Source organism: Streptomyces sp. NPDC001492, from assembly GCF_053597275.1.
In genome coordinates this window covers 272,670-296,810 of the sequence record NZ_JBSFHW010000002.1, presented here as the reverse complement: position 1 = coordinate 296,810, position 24,141 = coordinate 272,670, and the positions used below count along the sequence as shown (strand labels likewise).

General features: G+C 70.8%; 23 protein-coding genes. 11 read left to right on the top strand and 12 right to left on the bottom strand.

All coding sequences use genetic code 11. The features are described from left to right. Nucleotides 1-52 precede the first annotated feature (52 nt). Nucleotides 53-535 (top strand): N-acetyltransferase family protein, encoded by a 483-nt coding sequence (locus ACWC1K_RS03695; protein ID WP_450828584.1) that lies wholly within the window; start codon nucleotides 53-55, stop codon nucleotides 533-535. A gap of 43 nt (nucleotides 536-578) precedes the next feature. On the opposite strand, the gene ACWC1K_RS03690 is transcribed toward ACWC1K_RS03695, so the two are convergent. After that, nucleotides 579-1,568 (bottom strand): helix-turn-helix transcriptional regulator, encoded by a 990-nt coding sequence (locus ACWC1K_RS03690; protein ID WP_450828582.1) that lies wholly within the window; start codon nucleotides 1,566-1,568, stop codon nucleotides 579-581. 93 nt (nucleotides 1,569-1,661) lie between these two features. Between ACWC1K_RS03690 and ACWC1K_RS03685 the strand changes: the two genes are divergently transcribed. Then, the gene (locus tag ACWC1K_RS03685; RefSeq protein ID WP_450828580.1) at nucleotides 1,662-2,060 is read left to right on the top strand and encodes a VOC family protein; all 399 of its coding nucleotides are present in this window, start codon (nucleotides 1,662-1,664) and stop codon (nucleotides 2,058-2,060) included. A 60-nt stretch (nucleotides 2,061-2,120) separates the two neighbouring features. On the opposite strand, the gene ACWC1K_RS03680 is transcribed toward ACWC1K_RS03685, so the two are convergent. From ACWC1K_RS03680 to ACWC1K_RS03655, 6 genes are all read right to left on the bottom strand, one after another. Next, nucleotides 2,121-2,762 (bottom strand): LysE family translocator, encoded by a 642-nt coding sequence (locus ACWC1K_RS03680; protein WP_450828712.1) that lies wholly within the window; start codon nucleotides 2,760-2,762, stop codon nucleotides 2,121-2,123. A gap of 88 nt (nucleotides 2,763-2,850) precedes the next feature. Next, nucleotides 2,851-4,194 (bottom strand): amidase, encoded by a 1,344-nt coding sequence (locus ACWC1K_RS03675; protein WP_450828578.1) that lies wholly within the window; start codon nucleotides 4,192-4,194, stop codon nucleotides 2,851-2,853. A gap of 578 nt (nucleotides 4,195-4,772) precedes the next feature. After that, the gene (locus ACWC1K_RS03670) at nucleotides 4,773-5,414 is read right to left on the bottom strand and encodes a hypothetical protein (protein WP_450828576.1); all 642 of its coding nucleotides are present in this window, start codon (nucleotides 5,412-5,414) and stop codon (nucleotides 4,773-4,775) included. Nucleotides 5,415-5,507: 93 nt separating this feature from the next. Then, on the bottom strand, nucleotides 5,508-6,116 hold the full coding sequence (locus ACWC1K_RS03665) for a DedA family protein (RefSeq protein ID WP_450828574.1): 609 nt from the start codon (nucleotides 6,114-6,116) through the stop codon (nucleotides 5,508-5,510). 201 nt (nucleotides 6,117-6,317) lie between these two features. Continuing rightward, entirely contained in the window at nucleotides 6,318-7,223 is a 906-nt protein-coding gene (locus ACWC1K_RS03660) for a helix-turn-helix domain-containing protein (RefSeq protein ID WP_450828573.1), read from the bottom strand. Between the two features lie 155 nt (nucleotides 7,224-7,378). Then, a complete protein-coding gene (locus ACWC1K_RS03655; protein WP_123969107.1) occupies nucleotides 7,379-7,621 on the bottom strand; it encodes a DUF397 domain-containing protein in 243 nt (80 codons plus the stop codon). A 243-nt stretch (nucleotides 7,622-7,864) separates the two neighbouring features. On the opposite strand from ACWC1K_RS03655, the gene ACWC1K_RS03650 reads away from it, so the two are divergent. Next, nucleotides 7,865-8,413 (top strand): ATP-binding protein, encoded by a 549-nt coding sequence (locus ACWC1K_RS03650; RefSeq protein ID WP_450828571.1) that lies wholly within the window; start codon nucleotides 7,865-7,867, stop codon nucleotides 8,411-8,413. Between the two features lie 90 nt (nucleotides 8,414-8,503). Further along, nucleotides 8,504-8,812 carry a protease inhibitor I42 family protein gene (locus ACWC1K_RS03645; RefSeq protein WP_450828569.1) on the top strand — a complete coding sequence of 103 codons (309 nt, stop codon included), beginning with the start codon at nucleotides 8,504-8,506 and terminating at the stop codon, nucleotides 8,810-8,812. Nucleotides 8,813-8,864: 52 nt separating this feature from the next. On the opposite strand, the gene ACWC1K_RS03640 is transcribed toward ACWC1K_RS03645, so the two are convergent. From ACWC1K_RS03640 to ACWC1K_RS03630, 3 genes are all read right to left on the bottom strand, one after another. Further along, nucleotides 8,865-9,380 carry a hypothetical protein gene (locus tag ACWC1K_RS03640; protein ID WP_450828567.1) on the bottom strand — a complete coding sequence of 172 codons (516 nt, stop codon included), beginning with the start codon at nucleotides 9,378-9,380 and terminating at the stop codon, nucleotides 8,865-8,867. A gap of 31 nt (nucleotides 9,381-9,411) precedes the next feature. Further along, nucleotides 9,412-10,521 (bottom strand): C1 family peptidase, encoded by a 1,110-nt coding sequence (locus ACWC1K_RS03635; RefSeq protein WP_450828565.1) that lies wholly within the window; start codon nucleotides 10,519-10,521, stop codon nucleotides 9,412-9,414. 402 nt (nucleotides 10,522-10,923) lie between these two features. After that, the gene (locus tag ACWC1K_RS03630) at nucleotides 10,924-11,994 is read right to left on the bottom strand and encodes a LacI family DNA-binding transcriptional regulator (RefSeq protein WP_450828563.1); all 1,071 of its coding nucleotides are present in this window, start codon (nucleotides 11,992-11,994) and stop codon (nucleotides 10,924-10,926) included. 221 nt (nucleotides 11,995-12,215) lie between these two features. Here ACWC1K_RS03630 and ACWC1K_RS03625 point away from each other — a divergent pair, with 221 nt between their 5' ends. The 7 genes from ACWC1K_RS03625 to ACWC1K_RS03595 all read left to right on the top strand — a co-directional run bounded on the left by ACWC1K_RS03625 (nucleotide 12,216) and on the right by ACWC1K_RS03595 (nucleotide 22,262). After that, nucleotides 12,216-13,508 carry an ABC transporter substrate-binding protein gene (locus ACWC1K_RS03625; RefSeq protein ID WP_450828561.1) on the top strand — a complete coding sequence of 431 codons (1,293 nt, stop codon included), beginning with the start codon at nucleotides 12,216-12,218 and terminating at the stop codon, nucleotides 13,506-13,508. 6 nt (nucleotides 13,509-13,514) lie between these two features. Next, on the top strand, nucleotides 13,515-14,417 hold the full coding sequence (locus ACWC1K_RS03620) for a carbohydrate ABC transporter permease (protein ID WP_450828559.1): 903 nt from the start codon (nucleotides 13,515-13,517) through the stop codon (nucleotides 14,415-14,417). Next, entirely contained in the window at nucleotides 14,414-15,325 is a 912-nt protein-coding gene (locus ACWC1K_RS03615; protein WP_450828557.1) for a carbohydrate ABC transporter permease, read from the top strand. The genes ACWC1K_RS03620 and ACWC1K_RS03615 overlap by 4 nt, the downstream gene beginning before the upstream one ends. A gap of 29 nt (nucleotides 15,326-15,354) precedes the next feature. Continuing rightward, nucleotides 15,355-16,611 carry a glycoside hydrolase 5 family protein gene (locus tag ACWC1K_RS03610; protein ID WP_450828555.1) on the top strand — a complete coding sequence of 419 codons (1,257 nt, stop codon included), beginning with the start codon at nucleotides 15,355-15,357 and terminating at the stop codon, nucleotides 16,609-16,611. Further along, nucleotides 16,608-18,638: an endo-beta-N-acetylglucosaminidase gene (locus ACWC1K_RS03605; protein WP_450828553.1), complete on the top strand. Its 2,031-nt coding sequence runs from the start codon at nucleotides 16,608-16,610 to the stop codon at nucleotides 18,636-18,638. The genes ACWC1K_RS03610 and ACWC1K_RS03605 overlap by 4 nt, the downstream gene beginning before the upstream one ends. A gap of 44 nt (nucleotides 18,639-18,682) precedes the next feature. Then, the gene (locus ACWC1K_RS03600; protein ID WP_450828551.1) at nucleotides 18,683-21,703 is read left to right on the top strand and encodes an alpha-mannosidase; all 3,021 of its coding nucleotides are present in this window, start codon (nucleotides 18,683-18,685) and stop codon (nucleotides 21,701-21,703) included. A 91-nt stretch (nucleotides 21,704-21,794) separates the two neighbouring features. Then, the gene (locus ACWC1K_RS03595) at nucleotides 21,795-22,262 is read left to right on the top strand and encodes a DUF4231 domain-containing protein (RefSeq protein WP_450828549.1); all 468 of its coding nucleotides are present in this window, start codon (nucleotides 21,795-21,797) and stop codon (nucleotides 22,260-22,262) included. A 38-nt stretch (nucleotides 22,263-22,300) separates the two neighbouring features. Here the strand turns inward: ACWC1K_RS03595 and ACWC1K_RS03590 are convergent, their stop codons facing one another. Together ACWC1K_RS03590 and ACWC1K_RS03585 are read right to left on the bottom strand one after the other, a co-directional pair. Next, a complete protein-coding gene (locus tag ACWC1K_RS03590) occupies nucleotides 22,301-23,215 on the bottom strand; it encodes an LLM class flavin-dependent oxidoreductase (protein ID WP_450828547.1) in 915 nt (304 codons plus the stop codon). Between the two features lie 54 nt (nucleotides 23,216-23,269). Next, nucleotides 23,270-23,998 (bottom strand): FadR/GntR family transcriptional regulator, encoded by a 729-nt coding sequence (locus ACWC1K_RS03585; protein ID WP_450828545.1) that lies wholly within the window; start codon nucleotides 23,996-23,998, stop codon nucleotides 23,270-23,272. Nucleotides 23,999-24,141: the final 143 nt, after the last annotated feature.

Here is a 24,141-nt window from a genome sequence, read left to right as displayed (position 1 = left end):
CCGGCAGGATCTTCGCGATCGCCGACTGCATGGGCGTGCGACACTCACGCCCATGCAGATCAGAGAAGCCGCGGCCGAGGACTGGCCGCGGATCTGGCCTTTCTGGCACCGGATCGTCGCCGCAGGAGAGACCTACGCCTGGGACCCGGACACCTCAGAGGAGGCGGCCCGGGCCCTGTGGATGAACCCGGCCAAGCGTGTCTACGTCGTCGAGGACGTGGACGGCGCCGTCGTCGGCTCGGCCTACGTCACCCCCAACTACGGTGGCCCGGCGGCCCACATCGCCAATGCCGGGTTCATGGTCGACCCCGACCGGGCGGGCCGCGGCATCGGCCGGGTCCTCGCCGAACACGTCCTGACCGCGGCCAAGTCCGAGGGCTACCGGGCGATGGTCTTCAACGCCGTCGTCGAGACCAACCCGGCCGTGCAGCTGTGGACGTCCCTGGGCTTCGAGATCCTGGGCACGGTCCCGGCGGCGTACGAGCATCCGCGTTACGGGCGGGTGGGATTGCATGTGATGTACCGGGCGCTGTAGGGCCCGCCTGGTCGTGCCGTCTCCTGACGGTGGTTCCTCGTCGTCAGGCTCGGCGGGCGCAGGACGTGAGGCGATCGGCGAACGCGAGGACGAGCTCGCGCAGTTCGGCGGGGCGCTCGATGACGAACGGCCGGTCGAGTGCGGCGAGTACGGGAGGCAACCAGTCGAGCCGCTCCGCCCGCAGTTCGACGCGCAGCCAGTGCTCGGCCGCCGGGTCCTGGCCGGCGGCGGGCTCGTGCTCCTCCAGGCTCGCGACGCCGGCCGGAAGGCGGGCGCGGATCTGCTCGACCGTCCCGTGGATCCGCAAGGTCACCTCGTGCCGGTACTCGGCCGTGGCGAATCCGGACAGTACGCGCTGTGCCGGACCGGGACCCGCGGGCACTTCGAAGGAGCCGGGCAGGGTCCGCGCGTCCGCGATCCGATCGAGCCGGAAGGTGCGGTCCTCGCCGACCTGGGCGTCCTTGCCCGTGACGTACCAGCGGCCGGCATGGGCGACGATCCCGTAGGCGTGCAGGGTGCGTTCGCTGCGCCGTCCGGTGCGGTCGGTGTAGCGGATCGAGACGGGGCGGCGGTGGCGCACCGCATCGGCGAGGGTGAGCAGGAGCCCGGCGTCCGGGTGCTCCAGCTCGCCGGGCTGGTCCGTGAAGGCGAGGGCGTCCAGGAGGGTGTCGAGCCGGCGGGCGATGTGCTGGGGCAGCACCCGCCGGGTCTTCGCCGACGCCGTCTCGTTGGCCGTGAGCTGCGCCGTCGTCAGGCCCGCTCGGCGGCCGGCGACCAGGCCGAGCAGCACGGCCAGCGCCTCGTCGTCGCTGAGCATGAGCGGAGGCAGGCGGTACCCGGGGGCCAGCCGGTACCCGCCGTAGCGGCCGCGCACCGACTCCACGGGCACGTCCAGGTCGATCAGCTGGTCGACATACCGGCGCACGGTGCGCCCTTCGACGCCGAGCCGGTCGGCGAGCTCGGCCACCGTCCTGGTGCCGCCCGACTGCAGCAGCTCCAGGAGTGTCAGCACGCGGCCGGTGGGTCGTGGCATGTTCGCAGCCTAACGCGAATACAGGACCGATTCTGTCCACTATCTCTCCTAGCCTGCGACGTGCACGCCTTCAGCACGGCCAAGGAGATTCCCATGGACTTCGTCTCGATCCGCATCATCACCGGCGACGTCGCCCGCCTCGTCGCGTTCTACGAGCGAGCCACAGGGGCGCGGGCGACGTGGGCCACCGAGGACTTCGCCGAACTCAGGACCGCAGGCGCCACCCTCGCGATCGCCGGCACCCGCACCGTCCCGCTGTTCGCCCCGGGCTCGGCCCGCCCGGCGGACAACCACAGCGTGATCACCGAGTTCCTCGTCGACGACGTGGACCGCGTCCACCAGAACCTGACCGGCTTCGTCACCGACTTCGTCGCCGGGCCCACCACGATGCCCTGGGGCAACCGGTCGCTGCTGTTCCGCGACCCCGACGGCAACCTCGTCAACTTCTTCACCCCCGTCACCCGGGAGGCCGTAGAAAAGTTCGCACGCTGACGCCACGCACGGCCCGGGGACTTCGTGCAGCGAAGGTCCCTGGACACCCCACCTAGCTAGCTAGTCCTTGCGCCCCGTCACGGCCACCGTCACCCCGAGGCCGATCATGGTGAGGCCGCCGACGCCGCCGACCATCGAGAGCCGGCGCGGGGAGCGCGCGAACCAGCCGCGGGCGGTGGACGCGATCAAGCCCCAGACGCTGTCGGAGGCCAGCGCGATCACGTTGAAAATCAGGCCGAGCAGCAGCATCTGCACCGTGACGTGTCCGCTGTCGCGGTCCACGAACTGCGGCAGTACGGCCGCGAAGAACACGATGGTCTTCGGGTTCGTGACACCGACCGCGAACCCCTCCCAGAAGGTGCGCAGCCCGCTGTGTGCCGGCACCTCGCCGCCCGTGAACGCGGCCCGCAGCGACCCGCGTTCACGCCACGCCTTCACCCCGAGGTACACCAGGTAGAGCGCGCCGGCCAGCTTGAGCACGGTGAAGACGAGGACCGAGCGTTCCACGACGGAGCCGATGCCGAACGCCACCGCCACGACCAGCAGATAGGCGCCGAGCGTGTTGCCCACCACGGTGGTCAGCGCGGCCCGGCGCCCCTGCGCGAGCGCGCGCCCGATCACGAACAGCACACTGGGCCCGGGTATCACGATCAGCAGGAAGGACAGCGCCGCGAAGGCGAGCAGACGGTCGGTGGACATCATGCGATCCATGCAAGCACGGGCAGGGGCCGCTCTTCAGCCCCATTTTCCCGGCGGCCACCGCCCCCGGATCCATGCCTGCGCGGATGTCCTACCCCAGCGGGGCCGTCCGCTGCCACGGATGCAGCTTCTCCAACTGCTGTGCCACCTCCAGGAGCATCGCCTCCGAGCCGGGTCGGCCCACCAGTTGGACGGCGCAGGGGGCGCCGGAGGGCAGGGCGCCGAAGGGGACGGACATGGCGGGCCAGCCGGTCAGGTTCCACGGCGGGGTCAGGGGCGAGTAGGTGGTGTTGGCGAGGACGTTGGCCAGCCAGCCCCGCTCGTGCCAGGCCACCGACCTGGGGGAGCGGCGGGCGAGCGCGGGGGTGAGCAGGACGTCGTACTCGGCGAAGAACGGCTCCATCCGGCGGCGCAGTCGCTCCCGGCTGTCGCCGCCCCGGACGCTGCTCAGGAAGCGGCGGCCGATGGTGGCGTGCACCCGGGTGCGCCGGTTGAGCAGGCGCGGGTCCAGGCCCTGGGCGTCCACCGCCGTGCCCGCCGTCCAGTGGGCGAGGGACATGGTGCTCAGGGAGAGAGGGTAGGGCGGGTCGGCGCGGCGGACCTGGTGGCCGGCCTTGATCAGGACGCCGGCCGCGTCGCGGGCCGCGGTCGTGTACGGCGTGCTGATGGTGACGCCGGCGAGCGGGCTGCGCAGCGAGACGGCGATCTTGCGCATGGCGGGCTCGGACGGCGCCGCCTCCCCGGTGTCCGCCAGCACCGCCAGCATCAGGCGGGCGTCCTCGACCGTCGTGGCGAGCGGACCGTTCTCGGACATGCCGAACCAGTCGCCGTCGCTGATGCCCGCCGGGACGACCCCGTGGCCCGGCTTGATGGTGACCAGGCCGCAGTTGGCGGCCGGGATGCGCAGCGAGCCCATGCCGTCGTTGCCGAGGGCGATCGGCACCAGGCCGGCGGCTACCGCGGCCGCACTGCCGCCGGAGGAACCGCCCGCCGTGCGGGTCAGGTCCCAGGGGTTGCGGGCGGTGCCGTGGACGCCCTCGGTGGTGCCGAAGACGCACAGCTCGGGCACGTTCGTCAGCCCGACGACCACCGCGCCCGCCGCGCGCAGCCGGGCCACCGTGATGTGATCCTCGGCGGCGGGCGTGTCCGGCGTCGCGGCGGAGCCCACACGGTTGGACTCGCCGCGCACGGCCAGGTTGTCCTTGACCGCCACCGGTACTCCGGCCAGGGGCAGTTCGGCCAGATCGTCACGGGAGGCCAGCTCGTCGGCCTCGGCGAGCGCCGCCTCCGCCCGCACCACCCGGAAGGCCCCGACCCGGCCGTCCAGCCGCTCGATCCGCTCCAGGTGCTCGGCCACCACCTCGCGCGGGGTGGCCCGCTTCTCGCGTACGGCGGCGGCGATCTCGGCGGCGGTCCGGCCGACCCAGCTGGTCACGGGCGCTCCTCGGGGTGCGGTGCAGGCAACTACTCATGAGTACGCAGAGCACTCTGCCCCGCCGTGGCCCCCGCGTCGAGAGCACTCGCTCTTGGACATTCGGGCGGCTGTTCTTGGACTTTTCGCGGGGTGCCGGTCGGCCGTGACGCCTCCACCGCAGGTCATCCGATCAATGGGGCAACTCCCGCGCGATCACGCCTCATTGACGGGCTCATGGGCCCGCTCAATCATCAGGCATCGGACGAATCGGGAGCCGCTCATGAGTATGACGGGTGAGGGACTTCCCACGGGCCGCGTCTTCCTCACCGCCGGCAGCCACGGCGACGCCTCCGGCAGGGCTACCGGGCCACCGTGGTCAACGCGGGCACCTTCACCGTGCCGGCCGCCGACGTAGCGGTAGGCGGACAGGGAGCCGCCTGCCGTGTACCAGTCGGCGCCGCCGGGGCCGGCGCCTTCCGCGGCAGCCGTACCGTCCTCCAGCCCTCGCCCAGGGCGACCGGATCGCGGCCGGACGGACGGTCGACGTACGGTACGAGGAACGCGGTGTCGGCTCTGGTGACCTGCTCGCTGCCGGGTCGTCATCCGGCGGGCGCCGCCACGGGAGGCTCTGCAGGCGCCTCGACCTTCGGCGGACGGGCCAGGAACACACTCGCGACGATGATCCACAGGCCGGCCGCGAGGAAGGCGAAGAATCCCGCCCAGGGAATGAAGGTGGCCACGCCGAGAATGACTCCGGCCCAGCCGAGCCAACGCGGCAAAGGTGTGCCGCTGCGTGCCGTGTCGAGACCGGCCGCGAGCATCATGATGCCGATTCCGGCGACAAAGGGAATGAAGAAATCGGTGCTGATGGCATTCATCGACTGAAATGCCTGGCCGCCCACCCGCCGTTTGTCACTGGCGTCCACCATGGCGAGGGTGAGGCTCGACGCCGTCCAGAAGCCCACCGCCGACAGAATGCCGCCGGCGAAGGCGACTTGCGGCAGCCAGCCGTGCCGGTCGGCCTCGGAGAGGTGGTGGCGCAGGTTCCCGGCGAAGAACACCAGGAACGCCGCGGCCAGGATCAGCAGATACAGGGCGACACCCTGCCGCGTGTCGTGCTGGTGGTAGAAGAGCTTGATCTGCGGGCCGGGATCTCCGATGTCCGGTGTCGACCCGCCTACCGAGAAAGCGACCACAATCAGAATGACGGAAACAATGCCGGTGAATGGTCCGAGGCGCATCGGAAACCTCCGATCCGGGCATACGGATACCCCTGTTTAGGCTTTCATGCAACTCGGCGCCCGGCAACTCGGCCGTTTATTCGGCGGTGCGTTTCAAGAGCGGGAGCGGCGGTGCCGGCGGATTCGCCAGACGACAAGGGCCACGAGGACGATGGCGGCGGAGGCCAGGGCGACGGTTCGGCCCACCAGGCCCTCGACGCGTTCGTAGGCGGCTCCCGCGGCATAGCCGAGGAGGACGTTGCCGACACCCCAGACCAGGCCGCCCACGGCGTTGTAGAGAAGGAAGCGGCGGTACGCCATGTTCGACGCGCCCGCCATCGCCGGAACGAAGGAGCGTGCGAAGGCGACGAAGCGGCCGACGAAGACCGCCGCGGGACCACGTCGGCGGATCAGGTCGCGCGCCTTCTCCACCCGCTCGGCCCGCCGGCGCAGGGGGCCGCGCGAGAGCAGCGGCGGTCCGGCGCGCCGTCCGATCTCGTATCCGACGCTGTCCCCGGCGATCGCCGCGAGGACCACCGCGAGCGTCAGCCAGACCAGCTCCACGTTGCCCCGCCTGGCCAGCACACCGCCGACGATCGCCGCGGTCTCGCCCAGCAGGACGAACCCGAAGAACAGCGCGTCCTCGGCGAACACCAGGGCCGTGACCACCAGGTAGACCACGGGCCCGGACAGGTCGGCGAGCCAGTCGATCAGAGCGTGCATCTGCCGACCCCTTTCTCCGCCGGGTACGAGTACCCGGCAGCGGCGGTCTAGCCCGCGGCCGTCCGGTGCAGCAGGAAGTTCACGGCGGTCATGGTCAGGACCGGCTCGCGGCGTGCGGCCGCTTCATGACGGCGCAGGTGTGCCGACCGCCGGCGTCAGCCCCTGGCAGGGGCAGTGAGGCGCTCTCGCGGTGCGGCGGGCTCAGATCTCCTTGAGGACCTGTTCCAGGAAGGGCACCGAGTCCACGGCCGGCGAGGCCACCAGGCTGAGGCGGTCCATGACCGCGAGGTAGTGGTCGACCTCCTCGGGCTTGTCCAGGTACAGGGCGCTGGAGAGCTGCTCGAGGTAGACGACGTCCGGCAGGTCCGGGACGGGGAAGCGCAGCACGGTGATCGGTCCGCCGGCCGCCGCGTGACCGCCGACGTGGAAGGGCAGCACCTGGAGCGTCACGTTCGGCCAGGCGGCCGCCTCGATCAGGTGCTGGAGCTGGGCGCGCATCACCTCGGCCCCGCCGAGCGGGCGGCGCAGCGCCGCCTCGTCCACCACGACCCACAGCTTCGGCGCGTCCGGCCGGGAGAGCAGTTCCTGCCGGGTCATGCGCAGCTCGACCCGGCGGGTGATCGCGTCCGGGGAGGAGATGGGGTGGCCGAGCCGGATGACGGCCTCGGCGTACTCGGGGGTCTGCAACAGGCCCGGAATGAACTGGACTTCGTAGGTCCGGATGAGGGAGGCGGCCTCCTCCAGGCCCAGGTGCTGCTCGAACCAGCTCGGGAAGGCGTCTCCGTACGCCCGCCACCAGCCGGGTTCGTTGGCCCGCCGCACCGAGTCCAGGAAGTCCTGGCGTACGGCGGTGTCATGGACGCCGTACAGAGTGAGCAGGTCGGCGATGTCGCGCTGTTTGAAGCCGACGCGGCCGAGCTCCATGCGGCACAGCTTGGCATCCGAGGCGCGTATGGCCGCGGCGGCCTTCTCCCGGCTGATGCCGAGGGATTCGCGCAGGCGGCGCAGGCGGGTGCCCAGCATGATGCGCTGCACGGTCGGCCCGCCGCGCCCCGGGCTCAGGACGTCGGCACCGGAGGGAGTGGGTTCTCGCTGAACTGCCGTCATGGTCATCCCCTCGCCGCCGCACCGGCTGCTGCATGTGTTCGGGACTCAACCAAGGAGGGTAGCACCGAGGCGTCGTACGGCTGCGGTGCGTGAAGTGGCCGGAGGGCGCCGACCGGTGGCCGGCGCCCTCCGGCGGTCCGCGGGTGTGCCCGACCTCAGCCGGCGGGGAGTAGGCCGTCGAAGTCGCCGTCCTTCACACCGCGGACGAAGGCGGAGATCTCGGCGCTGGTGTAGACGAGCGCCGGACCCTGGGGGTGGCGGGAGTTGCGGACGGCGACGCTGCCGTCGGGGAGGGCGGCGAGCTCGACGCAGTTGCCCTCCGGGTTGCTGTGGTGGCTCTTGCGCCAGACCGCCCCCGCCAGCTCGGTGGCAGGCATGCCGTTGCTCACGTGCTGCATCTGAACCTCTTTGAGATGAAGTCGCGTTGAGGTGGACTCGTGGTCGGCGCTGCAATTGCATCCTCAATTGCATCCACGGGTGGTGTGCGGGACGATAGCGTCCGGCGGCGGTTGCTCGCAAGATCATCTGCAATTGCAGCGGTAATTGCCGATGCACTTGCGTACGGACTGCCGGACGTAGCACGATACTTCGCACAGGTGTAGCGCTCGGTTGTTCTCTCCGCAGGGGTACCAGGGGTCGCGATGTCCGCAGAGCAAGTCGCTGAACCGGTCAACCCCCTGCGTATCGAGGCCACTTGGCAGTGGCTGTGCCAGGCCGTGGACCACATCGGCCGGCCCGGGCCCGGGCTGAGCTTTCCCCTCGCGCCGGGCTCCGCGGACGGCCCCGGTCCCGCCCACTGCTCGGTGCTCGCCGTACCGCCGATCGCCCAGTCCGCCCACATCGCCCGCGACTTCACGCGGACGACGCTCGTGGACCGGGCCACGCGGGAACGCGTCGAGGACGTGGCGGTCACCGTGTCGGAGCTGCTGAGCAACGCCCTGCGCTACGGCCGAGCAGCGGACGGCGGGGCGGAGTTGCAGCCGGCGCTGTGGCTCGCGTACTGGGACCGCTGGTCCTGCGCCGTGTGTGCGGTCACCGACGAGAGCGACCTGATCCCCGTCGCCGTGCAGGCCGACGAACTCGCGGAGTCGGGACGGGGACTGCAGGTCGTCTCGGTGCTGAGCGACGCATGGGGATGGAACCCGCGGGCCGCCGGCGGAAAACTCGTCTGGGCCCTGTTCCGGCTCTGACACCGCGGCCGGTTCGGCCCTCGCACCGGCTGGCCAGGCACCGGAAGGCGGGGTACACCGAGAGGACCAGAGCCGAGGAGGTGCGGTCCCGTGGGTGAGGTGCAGGTGTCGGCGCAGGACGGCGAGGTGCGGGTGGGGCTCGGCGACGACCTCGTGGTGCGGCTGGCCGAGAACGCCACCACCGGCTACCGGTGGCACGTCGAGGGCATCGAGGGCGGCCTTGAGGTGGCGTCCAGCGACTATGTGCCGCCCGGAGAGCTCGCCCCGGGCGCCGGTGGCACCCGGGTGCTGCGGCTGCGGCCGACCAAGGCCGGTGAGGGACGCCTTGAGCTCGTGCTCAGGCAGCCGTGGGGCGACGACGTGGCCGAGCGGTACGCGCTGCGCGTCACCGTCGAGTGACGCGCGAGGGACCGCGCCCGGCACGCTCGACACGGTCCCTCGGCGGGCAGGGCTACAGCAGGTAGATCTCGTGGACCAGGCCGTCGGCCTCCTCACGGAAGGAGATCGGCCGCCCCGTCTGGCGGGCCTGGGAGGCCAGCGTCGTCAGCGCGGTGAACGCCCAGTCGCTGCCGTTGAAGATCTTCTTCCAGGCACCGCCCTTGACGTGCAGGAAGGCGTTGCGGGTCTGGTTGATCGACCACATCGCGTCGACGATCGCGTTCTGCGTCCACGTGCCCGTGACCGCCGTGGCGGCCTGCGCCGCCGCGAACGCCTGCAGGTCGCCCCGGAGTTCGGGCGTGATCGTCGGCCGGGCCTCGCCGGACGCCGTCTGCTCGAACCGCGCGACCATCACATCACTGGCCGGCTTGCCCGGCGCGGTGAGCGCACTGCCGTTCAGGCCGATGTCCACGCCCGGCGGCAGCAGTACGGGCCGCCCGGCCTCGTCCTGCTCGGCCGCGGAGCGGACCGCCTGCGTCGAGGGCGGCTGCTGCTTCGGCTGCTTGGGGCCGCTGTTCTGCGGGCTCATGTCGTGCTCTCCTCTCCCTGGTTCCCCGGTCTCACCAGGCGTAGATCTGCTGGACGCTGCCGTTGTCCTCGTACAGGCCGACCTTGGCGCCGTTCGCCTTGGACGCGGCGAGTTCGGCGAGCATCGCCGCGTCGGTCGCGCCGACGGAGCCGTTGAGGTTCAGCCAGCCGCGCAGCTCGCCGTACGCCCACACATTGGCGTCGATCTCGTTGCTCCACAGCGCGAGGATGCGCTGGTCGGGCAGCCAGTTGTGGATGAGCGTGCCGAGCGCCGCCAGGTTGTGCCAGGTCTCGATGCCGCACTCGCCGTAGCCGATGCGGAAGAAGCCCTGCTCGCCCCAGCCCGGACCCCAGCTGTTCTTGCCGATCCAGCACTGCTGCGCGTCGTCGTAGCCGACGAGCGTGACGCAGTGGCCGCCCGCGAGGTCACCGGTGCGGTGCCGGTAGACGCCGCTGGAGTAGCTGAAGAAGTCCTGGTAGACCAGGAAACAGGCGGTGATGGAGCCGTAGCGGGCGATGTTCTCCTTCATCGCCGCCGGGTTGTTGGTGACGGACTGCCAGGAGCGGATCTTCACCAGGCGGTTGGGCCAGTCCGCGTTGAGCTTGGAGGCGTCCTGGTCGCCCGCCGTGTACGGGAAGTACTCCTCGATGGTGATGCCGTTGTCGCGCGCCTGGTCCGCCAGCGGCTCCGGGAACCAGCCGGTGGAACAGGTACGGCCTGCCTGACGGCCGTAGTAGTAGAACGCCTGCGCCTCGGACAGGTCGACCGGCAGATAGGGCGCGCCGTAGCTGAAGCGCGTGACGTGCTCCATCATGCCCACGGTGCCGAAGGCCACGCAGGAACCGCACGAGCCCTGGTTCTTGACCGGCGTCGTGTAGTTCACGCCGCCGATGTTGCGCAGGTCGAACGCGGCGGGTGCGCCCACCGAGTCGGCGGTGGCGGACAGGGCGGCGGCGATGTTGCTCTGCTTCGCGCTCTCGATCGCGGAGCGGTCGGCCGACTCGACGGGGACACCGAGGCGCACCACGCGCTGCTCCTCGGTGAGCGCCGTCATGCTGGTCGTGGTCATGTGCCACGGATTGCCCGCCTGGTCGAGTACCGACCTGAGATGGTCGAGGTCCAGCGGGTCGTTGACAGGCATGAGGGAACCCTCCTTCGTGCTCGGGGCGTGTCGGTGCCGCTGCCGGCCGCCGCACGGCGGGCAGGGCAGGGCGGAGCGCGACCGGGCCCGGACGGGGCGGGGCGCGTCCGTCAGGCCGTGCGGGCACACGTCGCCGCACGGCGGGAAGCGCTGGAAACGGTGGCGACTACGAAACGGCGGTGCGCACGGCGCTGTTCGCCGGCCCCCGCCTGGGCGGGATCACATTCTCTGAGAGGCTTTCACAGCCGTACCCCCGTAGCTGAGCGACAGCGGCAACCCCAGGTGCTCCGCGGCTGTCGAGAGGCAGCTAAGCAGAGAACCAGGGGGTCGGGAATACGCCGGAATGCGGGTACCGCAAGGGAGAGACACCCCTCCTCTTGCGGCGCGGGTGCGGCTGCGGCGTCAGGTGCCTTCGCCGCCCGTCCCGGCGGCCCCGCGCGCCACCCCGGTGCTGTCCCGCACGATCACCCGGGGCACGGGCACCCGTACCGTCCGCGCGGGTCCGCCGTCGACCAGCGCGGTCAGCTCCCTGGCCGCCGTGCGCCCGAACTCCACGCTGTCGCGGGACAGGGCGGACAGCCAGGGCTTGACCATGCGGCACAGGGCGGAGTCCTCCCAGGCCACCACCGAGACGTCGGTCGGTACGGCGAAGCCGAGTTCGGTCGCGGTGGCCACGCCGGCGACGGCCATCACGTCGTTGTCGTAGATCAGGGCGGTCGGGGGGGCGGACCGCCCGAGGACCCGGCGGGTGACGGCCGCACCCTCCGCGTCCGAGTAGTCGGTGGTGACGGACTCCACCTCGCTCAGGCCTCGGCGTGCGGCCTCGGCGCGCAGGGTGCGGATGCGGCGCTCGGTGTGGGCGAGGCCCGGAAGGCCCGCGATGTGCACGATCCGGCGGTGGCCCAGCGCGTACAGCTCGTCCACCACCGAGGCCATCGCGCCCGCGTCGTCCGCCCACACCGTGGACAGGCCCGGGTGGCGTTCGTCGGGGGCGCCGCCGATCACCACGGCGGGCAGGCCGAGTTCGTCCAGGAGGCCGGGGCGCGGGTCGTCCGTGCGCGGGTCGACGACCAGGACGCCGTCCACGCGGTGCTCGGCCCACCAGCGCCGGTAGACCGCGCACTCGTCGGCGACGTCCTCCACCACCTGGAAGAGCAGGCCGAGATGACGCTCCGCCAGTACCTCCTGTATGCCCGAGACCAGTTGCAGGAAGAACGAGTCCACGCCGAGCGTGTCCGCGGGGCGGGCGAGCACGAAGCCGACCGTGGCCGCGCCCTCCCCGGACAGCTGGCGGGCCGCGGTGCTGGGCCGCCAGCCCAGCTGCTCGGCGACCCGGCGCACCCGGTCGCGGGTGACCTCGGAGACTCCGGGACGGCCGTTGAGCGCGAAGGAGACCGCGCTCTCGGAGACACCGGCGCGCTGCGCGATGTCCTTCATCGTCGGCCGGCGGGCCGGGGAACGCTTGGCCGGCACGTTGCTCCCCATTTCTTCCGGATCAGCGGCTAATGCGCTTGAGTGGGAGAACCCTAAAGCGCATTAGTGATGACGGGCAAGTTTTCGGCCACACCCCTCTTGCCTGTACTAATGTCGGCTGAATTTCTTTAGCTGAGATCAGTCCATTGACTTTCCCCGAGATTCGCGGGCATGGTCGCTGGCGTCCCAGCCGCCGACGCCGCCAAGGGAGCCGTGTCACCGTGCCCACATCCCGCAGAACCTTCGCCGCCCTCGCCGCCTGTGCCCTCCTCCTGCCGCTGAGTGCCTGCGGCTCCGGGAGCGAAGGCGGCGGCTCGGGCGACGCCTCGGGCAAGATCGAGGGCGACATCACCTTCCAGACCTGGAACCTGCGCGCCAACTTCAAGGACTACTTCGAGGGCGTCATCGCCGACTTCGAGAAGAAGCACCCGGGCACGCAGGTGAAGTGGGTCGACCAGCCCGCCGAGGGCTACGCCGACAAGATCAGTGCGGATGCGGCCGGCGGCACCCTGCCCGATGTCGTCAACGTCTCCCCGGACCTCGTCGCCCCGCTCGCCAGGGCCGGGCTCGCCCTCGACCTCGACAAGGCCGCAGCGCAGTACAGGAAGGAGTACCTGGCGGGCGCCTGGGCCAGCCACCGGATACCGGGCATGACCGGCACGTACGCCTTCCCCTGGTACCTCAACACCGGCCCGCTGTTCTACAACAGGTCCCTGTTCAAGAAGGCCGGACTCGACCCCGACCAGCCGCCGAAGACGTACGACGACCTCTTCGCCGACGCCCTGCAGATGGCGAAGAAGAGCGACGGCAAGGTCGCCACCCTCGCCAACGTGCCCACGATCGAGGACTTCGGCCGCTACGGCGTCGAGCTCATGAACAAGCAGGGCACCGCCTTCGCCTTCAACGACGCCAAGGGCATCCAACTCCTCGCCAGATACAAGGAGTTGTACGACGCGAAGGCCCTCGACCCGCAGGCGCTGACCGCCACCCCCGAGTCGTCGGGCAAGAAGTTCCTCACCGAGGCCGTCGCCATGAACCCCGGCAGCGCCCTCGACCTCGGCAACTTCAAGAAGCAGGCGCCCAACCTGTACAAGAACATCGGCATCACCGACCAGATCACCAGCACCGGCCACGTCAACATGTATGTGATGGGCGTGATGGTCAACTCCAGGACCAAGCACACGGCCGCCTCGGTCGCCTTCGCGCACTGGGTCACCGACGCCGAGCACCAGATGTCCTTCGCCAAGAAGGTCGCCATCTTCCCGAGCACCGCCGGCTCGCTGGACGACCCGTACTTCACCAAGGAGGACGGGACCGACGAGACGCGGGTGCGCATCGCCGCCGCCAAGTCGCTGAAGAACGCGGTCAACTACACGCCCGTCCTGTTCAGCGAGCAGATGAAGACGGCGCTGCGCAACGAGGTCGCCAAGGCCCTGCTGGGCAAGGAGAGCCCCAAGACGGCTCTCGACAACGCTGTCAAGGTCTGCAACACGCTCCTCCAGCAGCAGGGCTAGCGCGCGATGGTCACTCCTGCCGTATCCGGGGGGCGTCGTGTGCGGCGCCAACTGCCCACCAGTCCCTGGCTGTTCGCCGCACCCGGACTGCTGATCACCGGCGCGTTCATCCTGTACCCGTTCGTCTCCACCCTGGTCAACGCCTTCACCGACCGCCGCACCCTGATCCCGGGCCGGTTCGTGGGCCTCGCCAACTTCCGCGAACTGCTCCACGACGACATGTTCTGGATCGGCCTGCGCAACAGCTGGCTGTACGTACTGGGGGTCGTCCCCGCACTGGTCGTCCTGCCCCTGCTGCTCGCGCTGCTGGTCCAGAAGAACATCCCCGGCATCACCTTCTTCCGGTCCGTCTTCTACACCCCGGTCGTCGCCTCGATCGTCGTCGTCGGGCTGATCTGGGTGTGGCTGCTCGACGAACGCGGCCTGATCAACTCCCTGTTGGAGGCGATCGGGGTCGGACGGGTCGGTTTCCTCAGCGACCAGTGGCTGCTCCTGCTGAGCGCCATGGCCGTCACGGTCTGGAAGGGCCTCGGCTACTACATGATCATCTATCTGGCGGCGCTGGCCAATGTGCCCCGCGAACTCCACGAGGCCGCCGCCGTCGACGGCGCGGGCGCGGTCCGCCGCTTCCTGACCGTCACCGTGCCCGCCGTCCGCTCCACCATGGTCCTGGTCGGCGCGCTGTCCTCGGTCGCCGCCTTCAAGGTGTTCTCCGAGGTCTACCTCATGGCGGGCCCGAGCGGTGGACCGGCCGGTGAGGACACCACCCTGGTCATGCTCGTCCAGCGCACCGGCACCGGCCTCACCGGCCGCGTCGGCTACGCCTCCGCCCTCTCGGTCGTCGTCTTCGTCGTCACCGTCGCCCTGATGCTGCTCGTGCTGCGCGCCGACCGGAGGGAGGACAGGTGAGCGTCGTCGAGAAGGTACGACCCGTGCAGCCGCGGGTCCCCGTACGCGAGCCCCGCACTCGCGTCACCGACGAGCACGGCCGCCGCATCCGGGCCTGGGAACTCGTCCTGCGCTATGTGCTGTTGCTCGCCGTGCTCGCCCTGACCGTCGGCCCGTTCCTGTGGCAGCTGTCCACCTCGCTCAAGGGTCCCACCGAGGACATCTACAGCTCCCCGCCCACCTTCCTGCCCGGCCACCCCACCCTGCACAACTACGAACGGGTCGCCGACACCATCCCCGTCTGGGACTACGCGTTCAACTCCCTGAAGGTGGCCACCGCCAATGTCGTCACCAACTGCGTCGGATCGGCCCTCGCCGGCTACGCCCTGGCCCGGCTGCGCTACCGCGGCCGCCGGGTGGCCACCCTCGCCTTCATCCTCGCGATGCTCGTACCGGTGGAGGGCATCATCATCGCCCAGTTCACCACCATGCGGGAGCTGGGCCTCAACAACACCCTGGTCGGCGTGGTGCTGCCGGGCTGCATCGGCGCCATGAACGTGCTGCTGATGCGCAACGCCTTCCTCAACCTGCCCTTCGAGATCGAGGAGGCGGCCTACGTCGACGGCGCCAACGTCTGGCAGCGGTTCCTGCGCATCGCGCTGCCCGCGGTGAAGGGCACGCTCGCCGTCGTCGCCATCTTCGCCTTCATGGGTGCCTGGGACGACTTCCTGTGGCCGCTGATCGTGCTGAGCGACCCGTCCAAGTTCACGCTGACCATCGGCCTCAACTATCTGCACGGCACCTTCGCGGGCGACGAACGGCTCGTCGCCGCGGGCACGGTCATCGCCGTGGCACCGCTGATCGCCCTCTTCGCCTGTCTGCAGCGGTACTTCTTCCGCGGGGTCGGCGAGGGGGCTGTCAAGGGCTGATCGCCGCCATCGAGTTCAAGGACCTCCGTATGCCTGCTGCCGTGCGCTTCGGCGTCAACTACACCCCCAGCGAAGGGTGGTTCCACCACTGGCTCGACTTCGACCTCGACTCCGTACGGACCGACCTCGACTCCATCGCCGCGCTCGGCCTGGACCACATCCGGGTCTTCCCGCTGTGGCCGTACTTCCAGCCCAACCGCACGCTGATCCGCCCCCGCGCCGTCGAGCAGCTCGTCGCACTGGTGGACGCGGCGGCCGAGCGCGGGCTCGACGTCAACGTGGACGGTCTGCAAGGGCATCTGAGCAGCTTCGACTTCCTGCCCGCCTGGACGCGCACCTGGCACCGCCGGAACCTGTTCACCGACCCGGACGTGCTCGACGGCCAGGCCGCCTATCTGCGCACGCTCGCCGCCGCCCTCGCCGAACGCCCCAACTTCCTCGGCATCACCCTCGGCAACGAGGTCAACCAGTTCTCGGCTGACCCGCATCCCGATCCGGACCGGGCCACCTCCGACGAGATCGACGCGTGGCTCGCGCGCATGCTCGCCGCCTGCGAGCAGGGCGCCCCCGGCAAACTGCACCTGCACGCCGAGTACGACGCCACCTGGTACCAGGACGACATGCCCTTCACCCCGTCCCAGGCCGCCCGCCACGGCGCCGTCACCGCCGTACACTCCTGGGTCTTCAACGGCACCGCCCAGCGCCACGGCCGCACCGCCGTCCCGACCGAACACCACGCCGCCTATCTCGTCGAACTGAGCAAGGCCTGGGCCGACGATCCCCACCGCCCGGTCTGGCTCCAGGAGGTCGGCGCACCCGCACCCCTCATCCCACCCGAGCACGCCGCCGCCTTCACCGGGGCCACCGTCGCAGGTGTCCTGGACTGCCCCGGCCTGTGGGGCATCACCTGGTGGTGTTCGCACGACGTGTCCCGGGACCTCGCGGACTTCCCCGAACTCGAATACGGGCTGGGCCTGTTGACCAACGACCGCCGGCCCAAGGACACGGCACGGGCGCTGGCGGATGCGGCAGCGCGCGAACACACGCCACCCGCACCCCGCAGCACCGCCCTCGTCGTCCCGGCCGACCCGGCCATGCGCTCGCTCTGCGCCCCCGGCGGGCCGGTCTTCGACGCCTTCTTCCGGCTGACCGCCGACGGCGCCCGGCCCACCACCGTCCTGGACACCCGCGCGGACGACAAGGACCACCTCGCCGCACGCGGCATCACCGAAGTCGTCACTCCCGAACAGGTACTCCGCACCCCACAAGGAGGAACCAGCTCGTGAACCCCACCAGACGCACCGTCCTGCTCGCCGGCGCCGCGGCCGCCTTGGTACCGCAGCTGCCGGTCTCTGCCGCGCCGAAGGCCGCCCCCGCGACCCCGCCGTACGCCTCCTACTGGTACCCGGACTCCCTGCCCTCCGGCAGCCCGGGCAACGGCATCACCTGGCGCAGCCTGAAGGCCTGGCGCGCCGCCGAGGACACCGACCTCGCCTTCAACACCGCGTCCGTGCCCCTGGCTCCCCGTTTCACCCCGACGGCGGCCAACGCCGCCGCCCGCTCCGGACAGGCCCGCATCCAGTCGCTGGTGTCTTTCGGGCCGACCTCCGGCAACCCCTCGCAGGGTTCGGCGACCGCCGACTACTACGCGCTCACGCACTGGGCGTACATCGACGAGCTGGTGTTCTGGGGCGGCTCGTCCGGCGAGGGGCTGATCCTCGCGCCGAACGCGCCGATCGTGGACGCAGCCCACCGGCACGGTGTCCCGGTGCTGGGCAACATCTTCCTGCCGCCCACCGCTTATGGCGGTCAGTTGCGGTGGACGCGGGATCTGGTGCAGAAGGACTCCGCCGGGCACTACCCGCTCGCCGCCCAACTCGTCGCCGTCGCGGCTGCCTACGGGTTCGACGGGTGGTTCGTCAACGCGGAGACCGGTGGCGGAAATGCCGCGCTCGGCGCCGACATGCTCGGCTTCGTCAAGGAGCTGAAGTCGCTCGCCGCGGCCCGTGGACAGCGGGTGACCTGGTACGACGCGATGACCGTGAACGGCACGGTGAGCTGGCAGGGGGCGCTCGACAGCCAGAACCAGGCGTTCTTCCAGGCCGCCGACGACATGTTCGTCGACTTCCGGTGGAGTGCGGGCACCTTGTCGTCGTCCGGGCAGAAGGCGCAGCAACTCGGCCGCAGCCGCTACGAGTTGTGGGCCGGTGTCGATGTCGAGTCCAACGGGTCGAACACGAGCGTGAGCTGGGACGCCATCGTGCCGACGACCAAGGCCCATGTCACCTCGATCGGCTTCTACCGGCCCGAGTGGACCCGCAACCACCTGCCCGCCTCCCGGACCCCGGCCGACTTCCATGCCGCCGACGACCGGTTCTGGACCGGCCGTTCGCTCGATCCGTCGCGGCCCGACGCCTCCGATCCGTGGCGGGCGCCGGCGGTGTCGGTCGCGGACCGGTCCACGGTGTCGTCCGTGCCGTTCGCGAGCGTGTTCAACACCGGGCACGGGCAGCGGTGGCACGAGGACGGCGCGGTCACCTCGGACACGCCGTGGAACCACCTCGGGCTGCAGGACCGGCTGCCCTCGCGGCGGTGGGTGGTGCGGACGGAGGGCGAGCGGCCTGCGGTGTCGTTCGATTTCGCGGACGCGTGGCGTGGCGGCAGCAGTGTGCTGGTGGACGGTGAACTGGACGAGCCCACGACCGTGGAGTTGTACGCGACACGGCTTCCGATCACTGTTGACACGGTTGTCGAGCTGACGCAGCGCACCGACGCGGGCGCTGTGAACCTGGAGCTCGCCGTGGCCACCGCCGAGCCGGGCGCGCCGGGTGCGACACCGCCGTACAGCTATCTGCCTGTGAACCCGGTCAACAGAAAGCACGGCGCGGCGGTGAACTCGGTCAACGGCTGGCAGACCGTGACCGTGCCGCTCACAGGCCTCTCCGGAACGCTCCATACGATCGCTGTACGGCTCACCGCCACCGACGGCCCCGTGCAGTGGCGGCTCGGCGGGCTGGCGGTGCGCGACACCGTCGAGACGCCCGCCGCCCCCTCCGGACTGCGGATCACCGCGGCCTCCGGCGGCGACCTGCGCCTGGCCTGGAACCCGGCCCCGGGCGTCGTACGCCACTACACCCTGCACCGCCTGCTGCCCGACGGCACCCGGCGCTTTCTCGGGGCCACCGGCCAGCGCGCCCACTTCCTCGCCGGACTGCGGCCCGAACAGGGAGAGCAGGCGGCCCGGTTGGAGCTGCGCACAGTAGGGGAGCTGTACACCACGTCGGCCCCCGTCACCGTGACCCACCCCTGGTAACCATCCGCCACCGGAAGCCCCGGAAGACCTACGGAGCACCCCGCATGCATGACGACCGCAGCCTGGTCGAAGCCCGTCTCAAGCGCGTCCTCGACGAGCGTGTCCGCCCCGCCGTGTACCCCGAGTCCGTACCGCTGGAGGTGGCGGTGTGGAATGCGCCCGGCGAGCCGGTGCCGGTGGCCGAGGGGCTGGCGGCCGAGCCCGAGCCGATCGCGGTCGGCGCCCGGTGGGGTGCTCCCTGGGGGACCAGCTGGTTCCGCGTCACGGGGACGGTCCCCGGGGCGTGGGCCGGCAGGACCGTCGAGGCGATCCTCGACCTCGGCTTCGACGAGAACATGCCCGGATTCCAGTGCGAGGGCCTGGTGTACCGGCCCGACGGCACTCCGGTGAAGGGCCTCAACCCGCGCAACCAGTGGGTGCGGATCGGCGCCCCGGTCGAGGGCGGCGAGGAGGTGCGCCTGCACATCGAGGCGGCCTCCAACCCCGTCATCCTCGACTACCACCCGTTCCTGCCCACGCAACTCGGCGACAAGGAGACCGCGGGCAGCGAACCGCAGTACACCCTCACCCGTATGGACCTCGCCGTCTTCGACGAGACGGTGTGGCAGCTGGTGATCGACCTGGAGGTGCTCGGCGAGCTGATGGCCGAGCTGCCGGTGGAGTCGGCGCGGCGCTGGGAGATCCTGCGCGCGGTGGAGCGGTCACTCGACGCGATCGACCTTCAGGACGTCAACGGCACGGCAGCGCACGCCCGTTCACGCCTGGCCGACGTCCTGTCCGCACCCGCCACCCCCTCCGCCCACCGCATCAGCGCCGTCGGTCACGCGCACATCGACTCGGCGTGGCTGTGGCCGCTGCGCGAGACGGTCCGCAAGGTCGCCCGTACGACCTCCAACATGACCGCGCTCCTCGACGACGAGCCCGACTTCGTGTTCACCATGTCGCAGGCCCAGCAGTGGGCGTGGGTGAAGGAACACCGGCCCGAGGTGTGGGCGCGGGTGAAGAAGGCGGTGGCGGACGGACGGTTCGTGCCGGCCGGCGGGATGTGGGTGGAGTCGGACACCAACATGCCCGGCTCGGAGGCGATGGCCCGGCAGTTCGTGCACGGCAAGCGGTTCTTCCTGGACGAGTTCGGCATCGAGAACGAGGAGGCATGGCTGCCGGACACCTTCGGCTTCGCCGCCGGGCTGCCGCAGATCATCAAGGCCGCCGGTTCCAAGTGGCTGCTGACGCAGAAGATCTCCTGGTCGCAGACGAACAAGTTCCCGCACCACACCTTCCGCTGGGAGGGCATCGACGGCACCCGGATCTTCACGCACTTCCCGCCCGTGGACACCTACAACTGCTCCATGAAGGGCAGCGAGATCGCCCACGCGGCAGGCAACTTCAAGGACAAGGGAGTCGCCCGGCACTCCCTCGCCCCGACCGGCTGGGGCGACGGAGGCGGCGGCACCACCCGCGAGATGGTCGCGAAAGCGGCGCGGCTGCGGGACCTGGAGGGCTCTGCACGCGTCGTGTGGGAGACCCCGCAGGAGTTCTTCGAGAAGGCCGAGGCCGAGTACCCCGAACCGCCCGTGTGGGTGGGCGAGCTCTACCTCGAACTCCACCGCGCCACCCTCACCAGCCAGGCGAGGACCAAGCAGGGCAACCGGCGCAGCGAACACCTCCTGCGCGAGGCCGAACTCTGGGCCGCCACGGCCGCCGTACGCACCGGATTCCCTTACCCGTACCAGGAGTTGGACCGCATCTGGAAGACGGTGCTGCTGCACCAGTTCCACGACATCCTGCCGGGATCGTCGATCGCGTGGGTGCACCGGGAGGCGCGGGCGACGTACGAGCGCGTGGCGGCCGAGCTGGACGCCATCGTTGCTGCGGCCCAGCGCGCCCTGGCAGGTGAGGGGTCGACGCCGCTCGTCTTCAACGCGGCGCCGCATGCCCGGCACGGGATCCCGGCGGGCGGTGCGGGGACCGCGGTCAGCGAGGGCAGAACCACCGTGACCCCGCGCCCAGCCGGCGGGCACGTCCTCGACAACGGTCTGCTGCGCTGCGAGATCGACGCCCAGGGCCTGGTCGTATCGGCCTACGACAGCGCGGCCGACCGGGAGACGATCGCCCCGGGCCGCGCGGCGAACCTCCTCCAGCTCCATCCCGACTTCCCGAACATGTGGGACGCCTGGGACGTCGACGAGTTCTACCGCAACACGGTCACCGATCTCACGGAGGCCGACGAGGTGGTCGCCGGTGAGGACGGCGCGTCGGTGCGGATCGTACGGTCCTTCGGCGCCTCACGTGTCACGCAGGTGCTGACGCTGCCGCCGGGGGAGCGGCGGCTGGTGCTGGACACGGAGGTGGACTGGCACGAGACGGAGAAGTTCCTCAAGCTGGCCTTCCCGCTCGACGTGCACGCCGAACGCTACGCGTCGGAGACCCAGTTCGGGCACTTCCACCGTCCCACGCACACCAACACCTCCTGGGAGGCGGCCAAGTTCGAGGCCTGCAACCACCGCTTCGTCCACGTCGAGGAGCCCGGCTGGGGTGTCGCCCTCGTCAACGACTCCACGTACGGCCATGACGTGACCCGCACGGTCCGCACCGACGGCGACCGCGGTACGACGACCACGGTCCGGGTGTCGCTGCTGCGCGCCCCGCGGTTCCCGGACCCGGAGACGGACCAGGGCGTTCACCGCTTCCGGCATGCGCTGGTGCCGGGGGCGGGGATCGGGGACGCGGTGCGCGAAGGGTGGCGGATCAATGTGCGGGAGGGACGGACCAACGGGGCAGCCGAGGTCGCCCCGTTGGTGAGCGTCGATCACGAGGCGGTCGTGGTCACCGCGGTCAAGCTGGCCGACGACGGCAGCGGCGACGTGGTGGTCCGTTTCCACGAGGCCCACGGCGGACGCGCCCGTGCCACGCTCACGGCCGGATTCGGGGTGGCGGGCGTCACGGAGACGGATCTGCTGGAACGCCCGGCGCCCGAGGCGGCGATCGAGCGTCGGGAGGCAGACCGGGTCGGTGTGCGGCTTCGCCCCTTCCAGCTGGTGACCTTGCGGTTCCGGCGGGCCTGAGGCGGCCCGGCGACGGAATCGGCGTCATGACGGCCGGGTTGCCGCCCGGCCGGCCTTTCCTCCGCGCGCGTGCGCCCCCGATGATGTCCCGATGAGACGAAGCACGGTCACCGACCCGGACTGGTCCGCGGAGCCCGACCCGGTACTGGCCCTCGCGCGGCAGGACTTGGCGTTCTACGGGCGCACCCGCGACCGGGCCAGACGGCTCCACCACGCCACGGAACTGGGTGCCCTCGCCTCCACGTCGGCGACGGTCGTGGCGGCCGGGCTGCATGCCCCGGCCTGGCTGACCGCGCTGATCGCGGGCGGCGCCGTCTTCTTCACCGGCGTGCGGCAGCTGTTCAACCCCGGCGCACGCTGGATCGCCGGCGGGCAGTCCCACGAGACCCTGCGGCGCGCCGTCGACCGCTATCTGCTGCTGCCGCCGGCGGAACGCGATGCGGCGGCGCGCGCCGCGCTGCAGACAGCGATCGAGGAGGTGGGTGGCAACGAGCTGCGGGAGTGGGCCGAGACGCAGGGGCAGCGCGCCAGTGCCTCGCTGCCTGCGGCGAGCGGCTGACCCCGGCAACTTGCGCGCACTCGGGGGACCGGCGGAGGTCAGACCGACAGTGCGGGGATCACCTCGTCGGCAATGCGGTCCGCGAGGGCGGTGGGATCGCCGATCGGGGTGAACAGGACGAGACCCGCGCCGGCGTCGATCACCTCGCGGACGGCGGCCACGCAGTCGTCCGGCGTGCCGGCGATCGCGGCGGCCTCGATGCGGGGAATGCGCCGGCCGTAGACGCGGGCCAGCCCGGCGTTGACCCGCTCACGCGCCAGCCCGGCGTCCGCATCGATGTCGATGTAGACCCGTTTGGCGATCGAGAAGTCCGTCCTGCCCGCCTTGGCCGCCGCCTCGGTGACGAACGCGACCTGCTCCCTGAACGCGGCCGTGGTCGACGACCCCGCCCCGAAGAACCCGTTCCCCAGCCGCACCGCACGCCGAAGCGCCGACTCACTGGATCCGCCGAACCACAGCGGAGGATGCGGCTTCTGGAGCGGCTTCGGCTCCAACACGGCGTCCTGGAGCTGCCAGAACTCGCCGTCGAAGGTGACGCTCGGCTGCGTCCACAGGGCCTTGGTGAGGGCGATGCCCTCGGTGAACCGGGCCAAGTACCGGGCCTTGTCCATGCCGAACGCGGCGAACGGCCGGTCGGGGCCGCCGGAGCCGACCCCCACTTCCAGTCGGCCGCCGCTCATCTGATCGATGGTCGCCAGCGCCTTGGCGAAGTGCACGGGCTGGTGCAGCGTGCTGACGAACACGGTGGTGCCCAGCCGCAGCCGGGTCGTGCACGCGGCGGCGTACGTCATGGCCTCCATGGGCGACAGCACCGACCCGGTCCCCAACGGCGACTCCTGCGCCCACGCGCTGTGGTACCCGAGGTCCTCGGCCTTCGCGAAGTACTCGCGGAAGGCTCCCGGATCGAACTGGCCGTCTCGATAGAACTGAGGGATGGAGATGGCATATCGCATGACTCCAACGTATCGACGACCGGAGCCGAAGGCGGCCCGTCCGGGAGTCCGCCGTCAGAGCGGCCAGGCCGACGGTCGCGCCTGACCTCCCAGCTGCGCCCGCAGCCACTCCTCCACCTCGCCCACATGTGCGGCCGCCGCAGCCCGTGCCGCCTCCGGGTCGTGGGCCACCAGGGCCCGGTGGATGGCCGCGTGCTCCCGCCGGGTGCGGGCGAAGGCGCCCTCCTCCTGGTAACCGCGCCAGACGCGGGCGCGGAAGGTGCGGGAGGACAGGCCCTCCAGGATGGCCGCCATGGTGTCGTTGCCCGCGGCGGCCGCGATCTCGCGGTGGAAGGCGAGGTCGTGGGCGAGGATCACCTCCGGGTCGTCGGTGGCGTTCATCGCCGTGAGGTGTTTCTCGACCTCGGCCAGCTGGTCGGGCGTGATGCGGGCGGCCGCCAGCGCGGTCGCCGTCGACTCCAGGATGCGGCGCACCTCCAGGAGCTCCACCAGACGCGGGCCCCGGGACAGGTCGGCGACCACCCCGAACGTCTCCAGCAGATCGCCGGCCTCCAGCTGGGTGACATAGATGCCGGAGCCGTGCCGGGCCTCCAGCACACCGAGCACCGTGAGCGCGCGGATCGCCTCGCGCATCGAGCTGCGGGAGATGCCCAGCTGGGCGGCGAGATCCCGTTCGGTGGGCAGCCGCTCGCCGGGCTCCAGACGGCCCTCGCCGATCATCGCCTTGATCCGCTCGATGGCGCGCTGCGTCACCGTGCCCTTCTGCGGGGCGGTCTCGTCCACGCCGTGCCTCCTGTCACCCGGTGCGCCGCAGTCTAACCACGGAGGTGGTCCGACCAATACTGTCAGAAGGCGGGAAAATCTGCCGTCGGAGGGTGTTGTTTCGGGGAAGTGGTCTGATAAATATGCGGGCATCTGCTCGAACA

Bases quoted from the DNA above. Each gene is read 5' to 3' on its own strand.
- ACWC1K_RS03695 (WP_450828584.1), top strand. From the start codon at position 53: ATGCAGATCAGAGAAGCCGCGGCCGAGGACTGGCCGCGGATCTGGCCT.
- ACWC1K_RS03690 (WP_450828582.1), bottom strand. From the start codon at position 1,568: ATGCCACGACCCACCGGCCGCGTGCTGACACTCCTGGAGCTGCTGCAG.
- ACWC1K_RS03685 (WP_450828580.1), top strand. From the start codon at position 1,662: ATGGACTTCGTCTCGATCCGCATCATCACCGGCGACGTCGCCCGCCTC.
- ACWC1K_RS03680 (WP_450828712.1), bottom strand. From the start codon at position 2,762: ATGATGTCCACCGACCGTCTGCTCGCCTTCGCGGCGCTGTCCTTCCTG.
- ACWC1K_RS03670 (WP_450828576.1), bottom strand. From the start codon at position 5,414: ATGCGCCTCGGACCATTCACCGGCATTGTTTCCGTCATTCTGATTGTG.
- ACWC1K_RS03665 (WP_450828574.1), bottom strand. From the start codon at position 6,116: ATGCACGCTCTGATCGACTGGCTCGCCGACCTGTCCGGGCCCGTGGTC.
- ACWC1K_RS03660 (WP_450828573.1), bottom strand. From the start codon at position 7,223: ATGACGGCAGTTCAGCGAGAACCCACTCCCTCCGGTGCCGACGTCCTG.
- ACWC1K_RS03655 (WP_123969107.1), bottom strand. From the start codon at position 7,621: ATGCAGCACGTGAGCAACGGCATGCCTGCCACCGAGCTGGCGGGGGCG.
- ACWC1K_RS03650 (WP_450828571.1), top strand. From the start codon at position 7,865: ATGTCCGCAGAGCAAGTCGCTGAACCGGTCAACCCCCTGCGTATCGAG.
- ACWC1K_RS03640 (WP_450828567.1), bottom strand. From the start codon at position 9,380: ATGAGCCCGCAGAACAGCGGCCCCAAGCAGCCGAAGCAGCAGCCGCCC.
- ACWC1K_RS03635 (WP_450828565.1), bottom strand. From the start codon at position 10,521: ATGCCTGTCAACGACCCGCTGGACCTCGACCATCTCAGGTCGGTACTC.
- ACWC1K_RS03620 (WP_450828559.1), top strand. From the start codon at position 13,515: ATGGTCACTCCTGCCGTATCCGGGGGGCGTCGTGTGCGGCGCCAACTG.
- ACWC1K_RS03610 (WP_450828555.1), top strand. From the start codon at position 15,355: ATGCCTGCTGCCGTGCGCTTCGGCGTCAACTACACCCCCAGCGAAGGG.
- ACWC1K_RS03600 (WP_450828551.1), top strand. From the start codon at position 18,683: ATGCATGACGACCGCAGCCTGGTCGAAGCCCGTCTCAAGCGCGTCCTC.
- ACWC1K_RS03595 (WP_450828549.1), top strand. From the start codon at position 21,795: ATGAGACGAAGCACGGTCACCGACCCGGACTGGTCCGCGGAGCCCGAC.
- ACWC1K_RS03590 (WP_450828547.1), bottom strand. From the start codon at position 23,215: ATGCGATATGCCATCTCCATCCCTCAGTTCTATCGAGACGGCCAGTTC.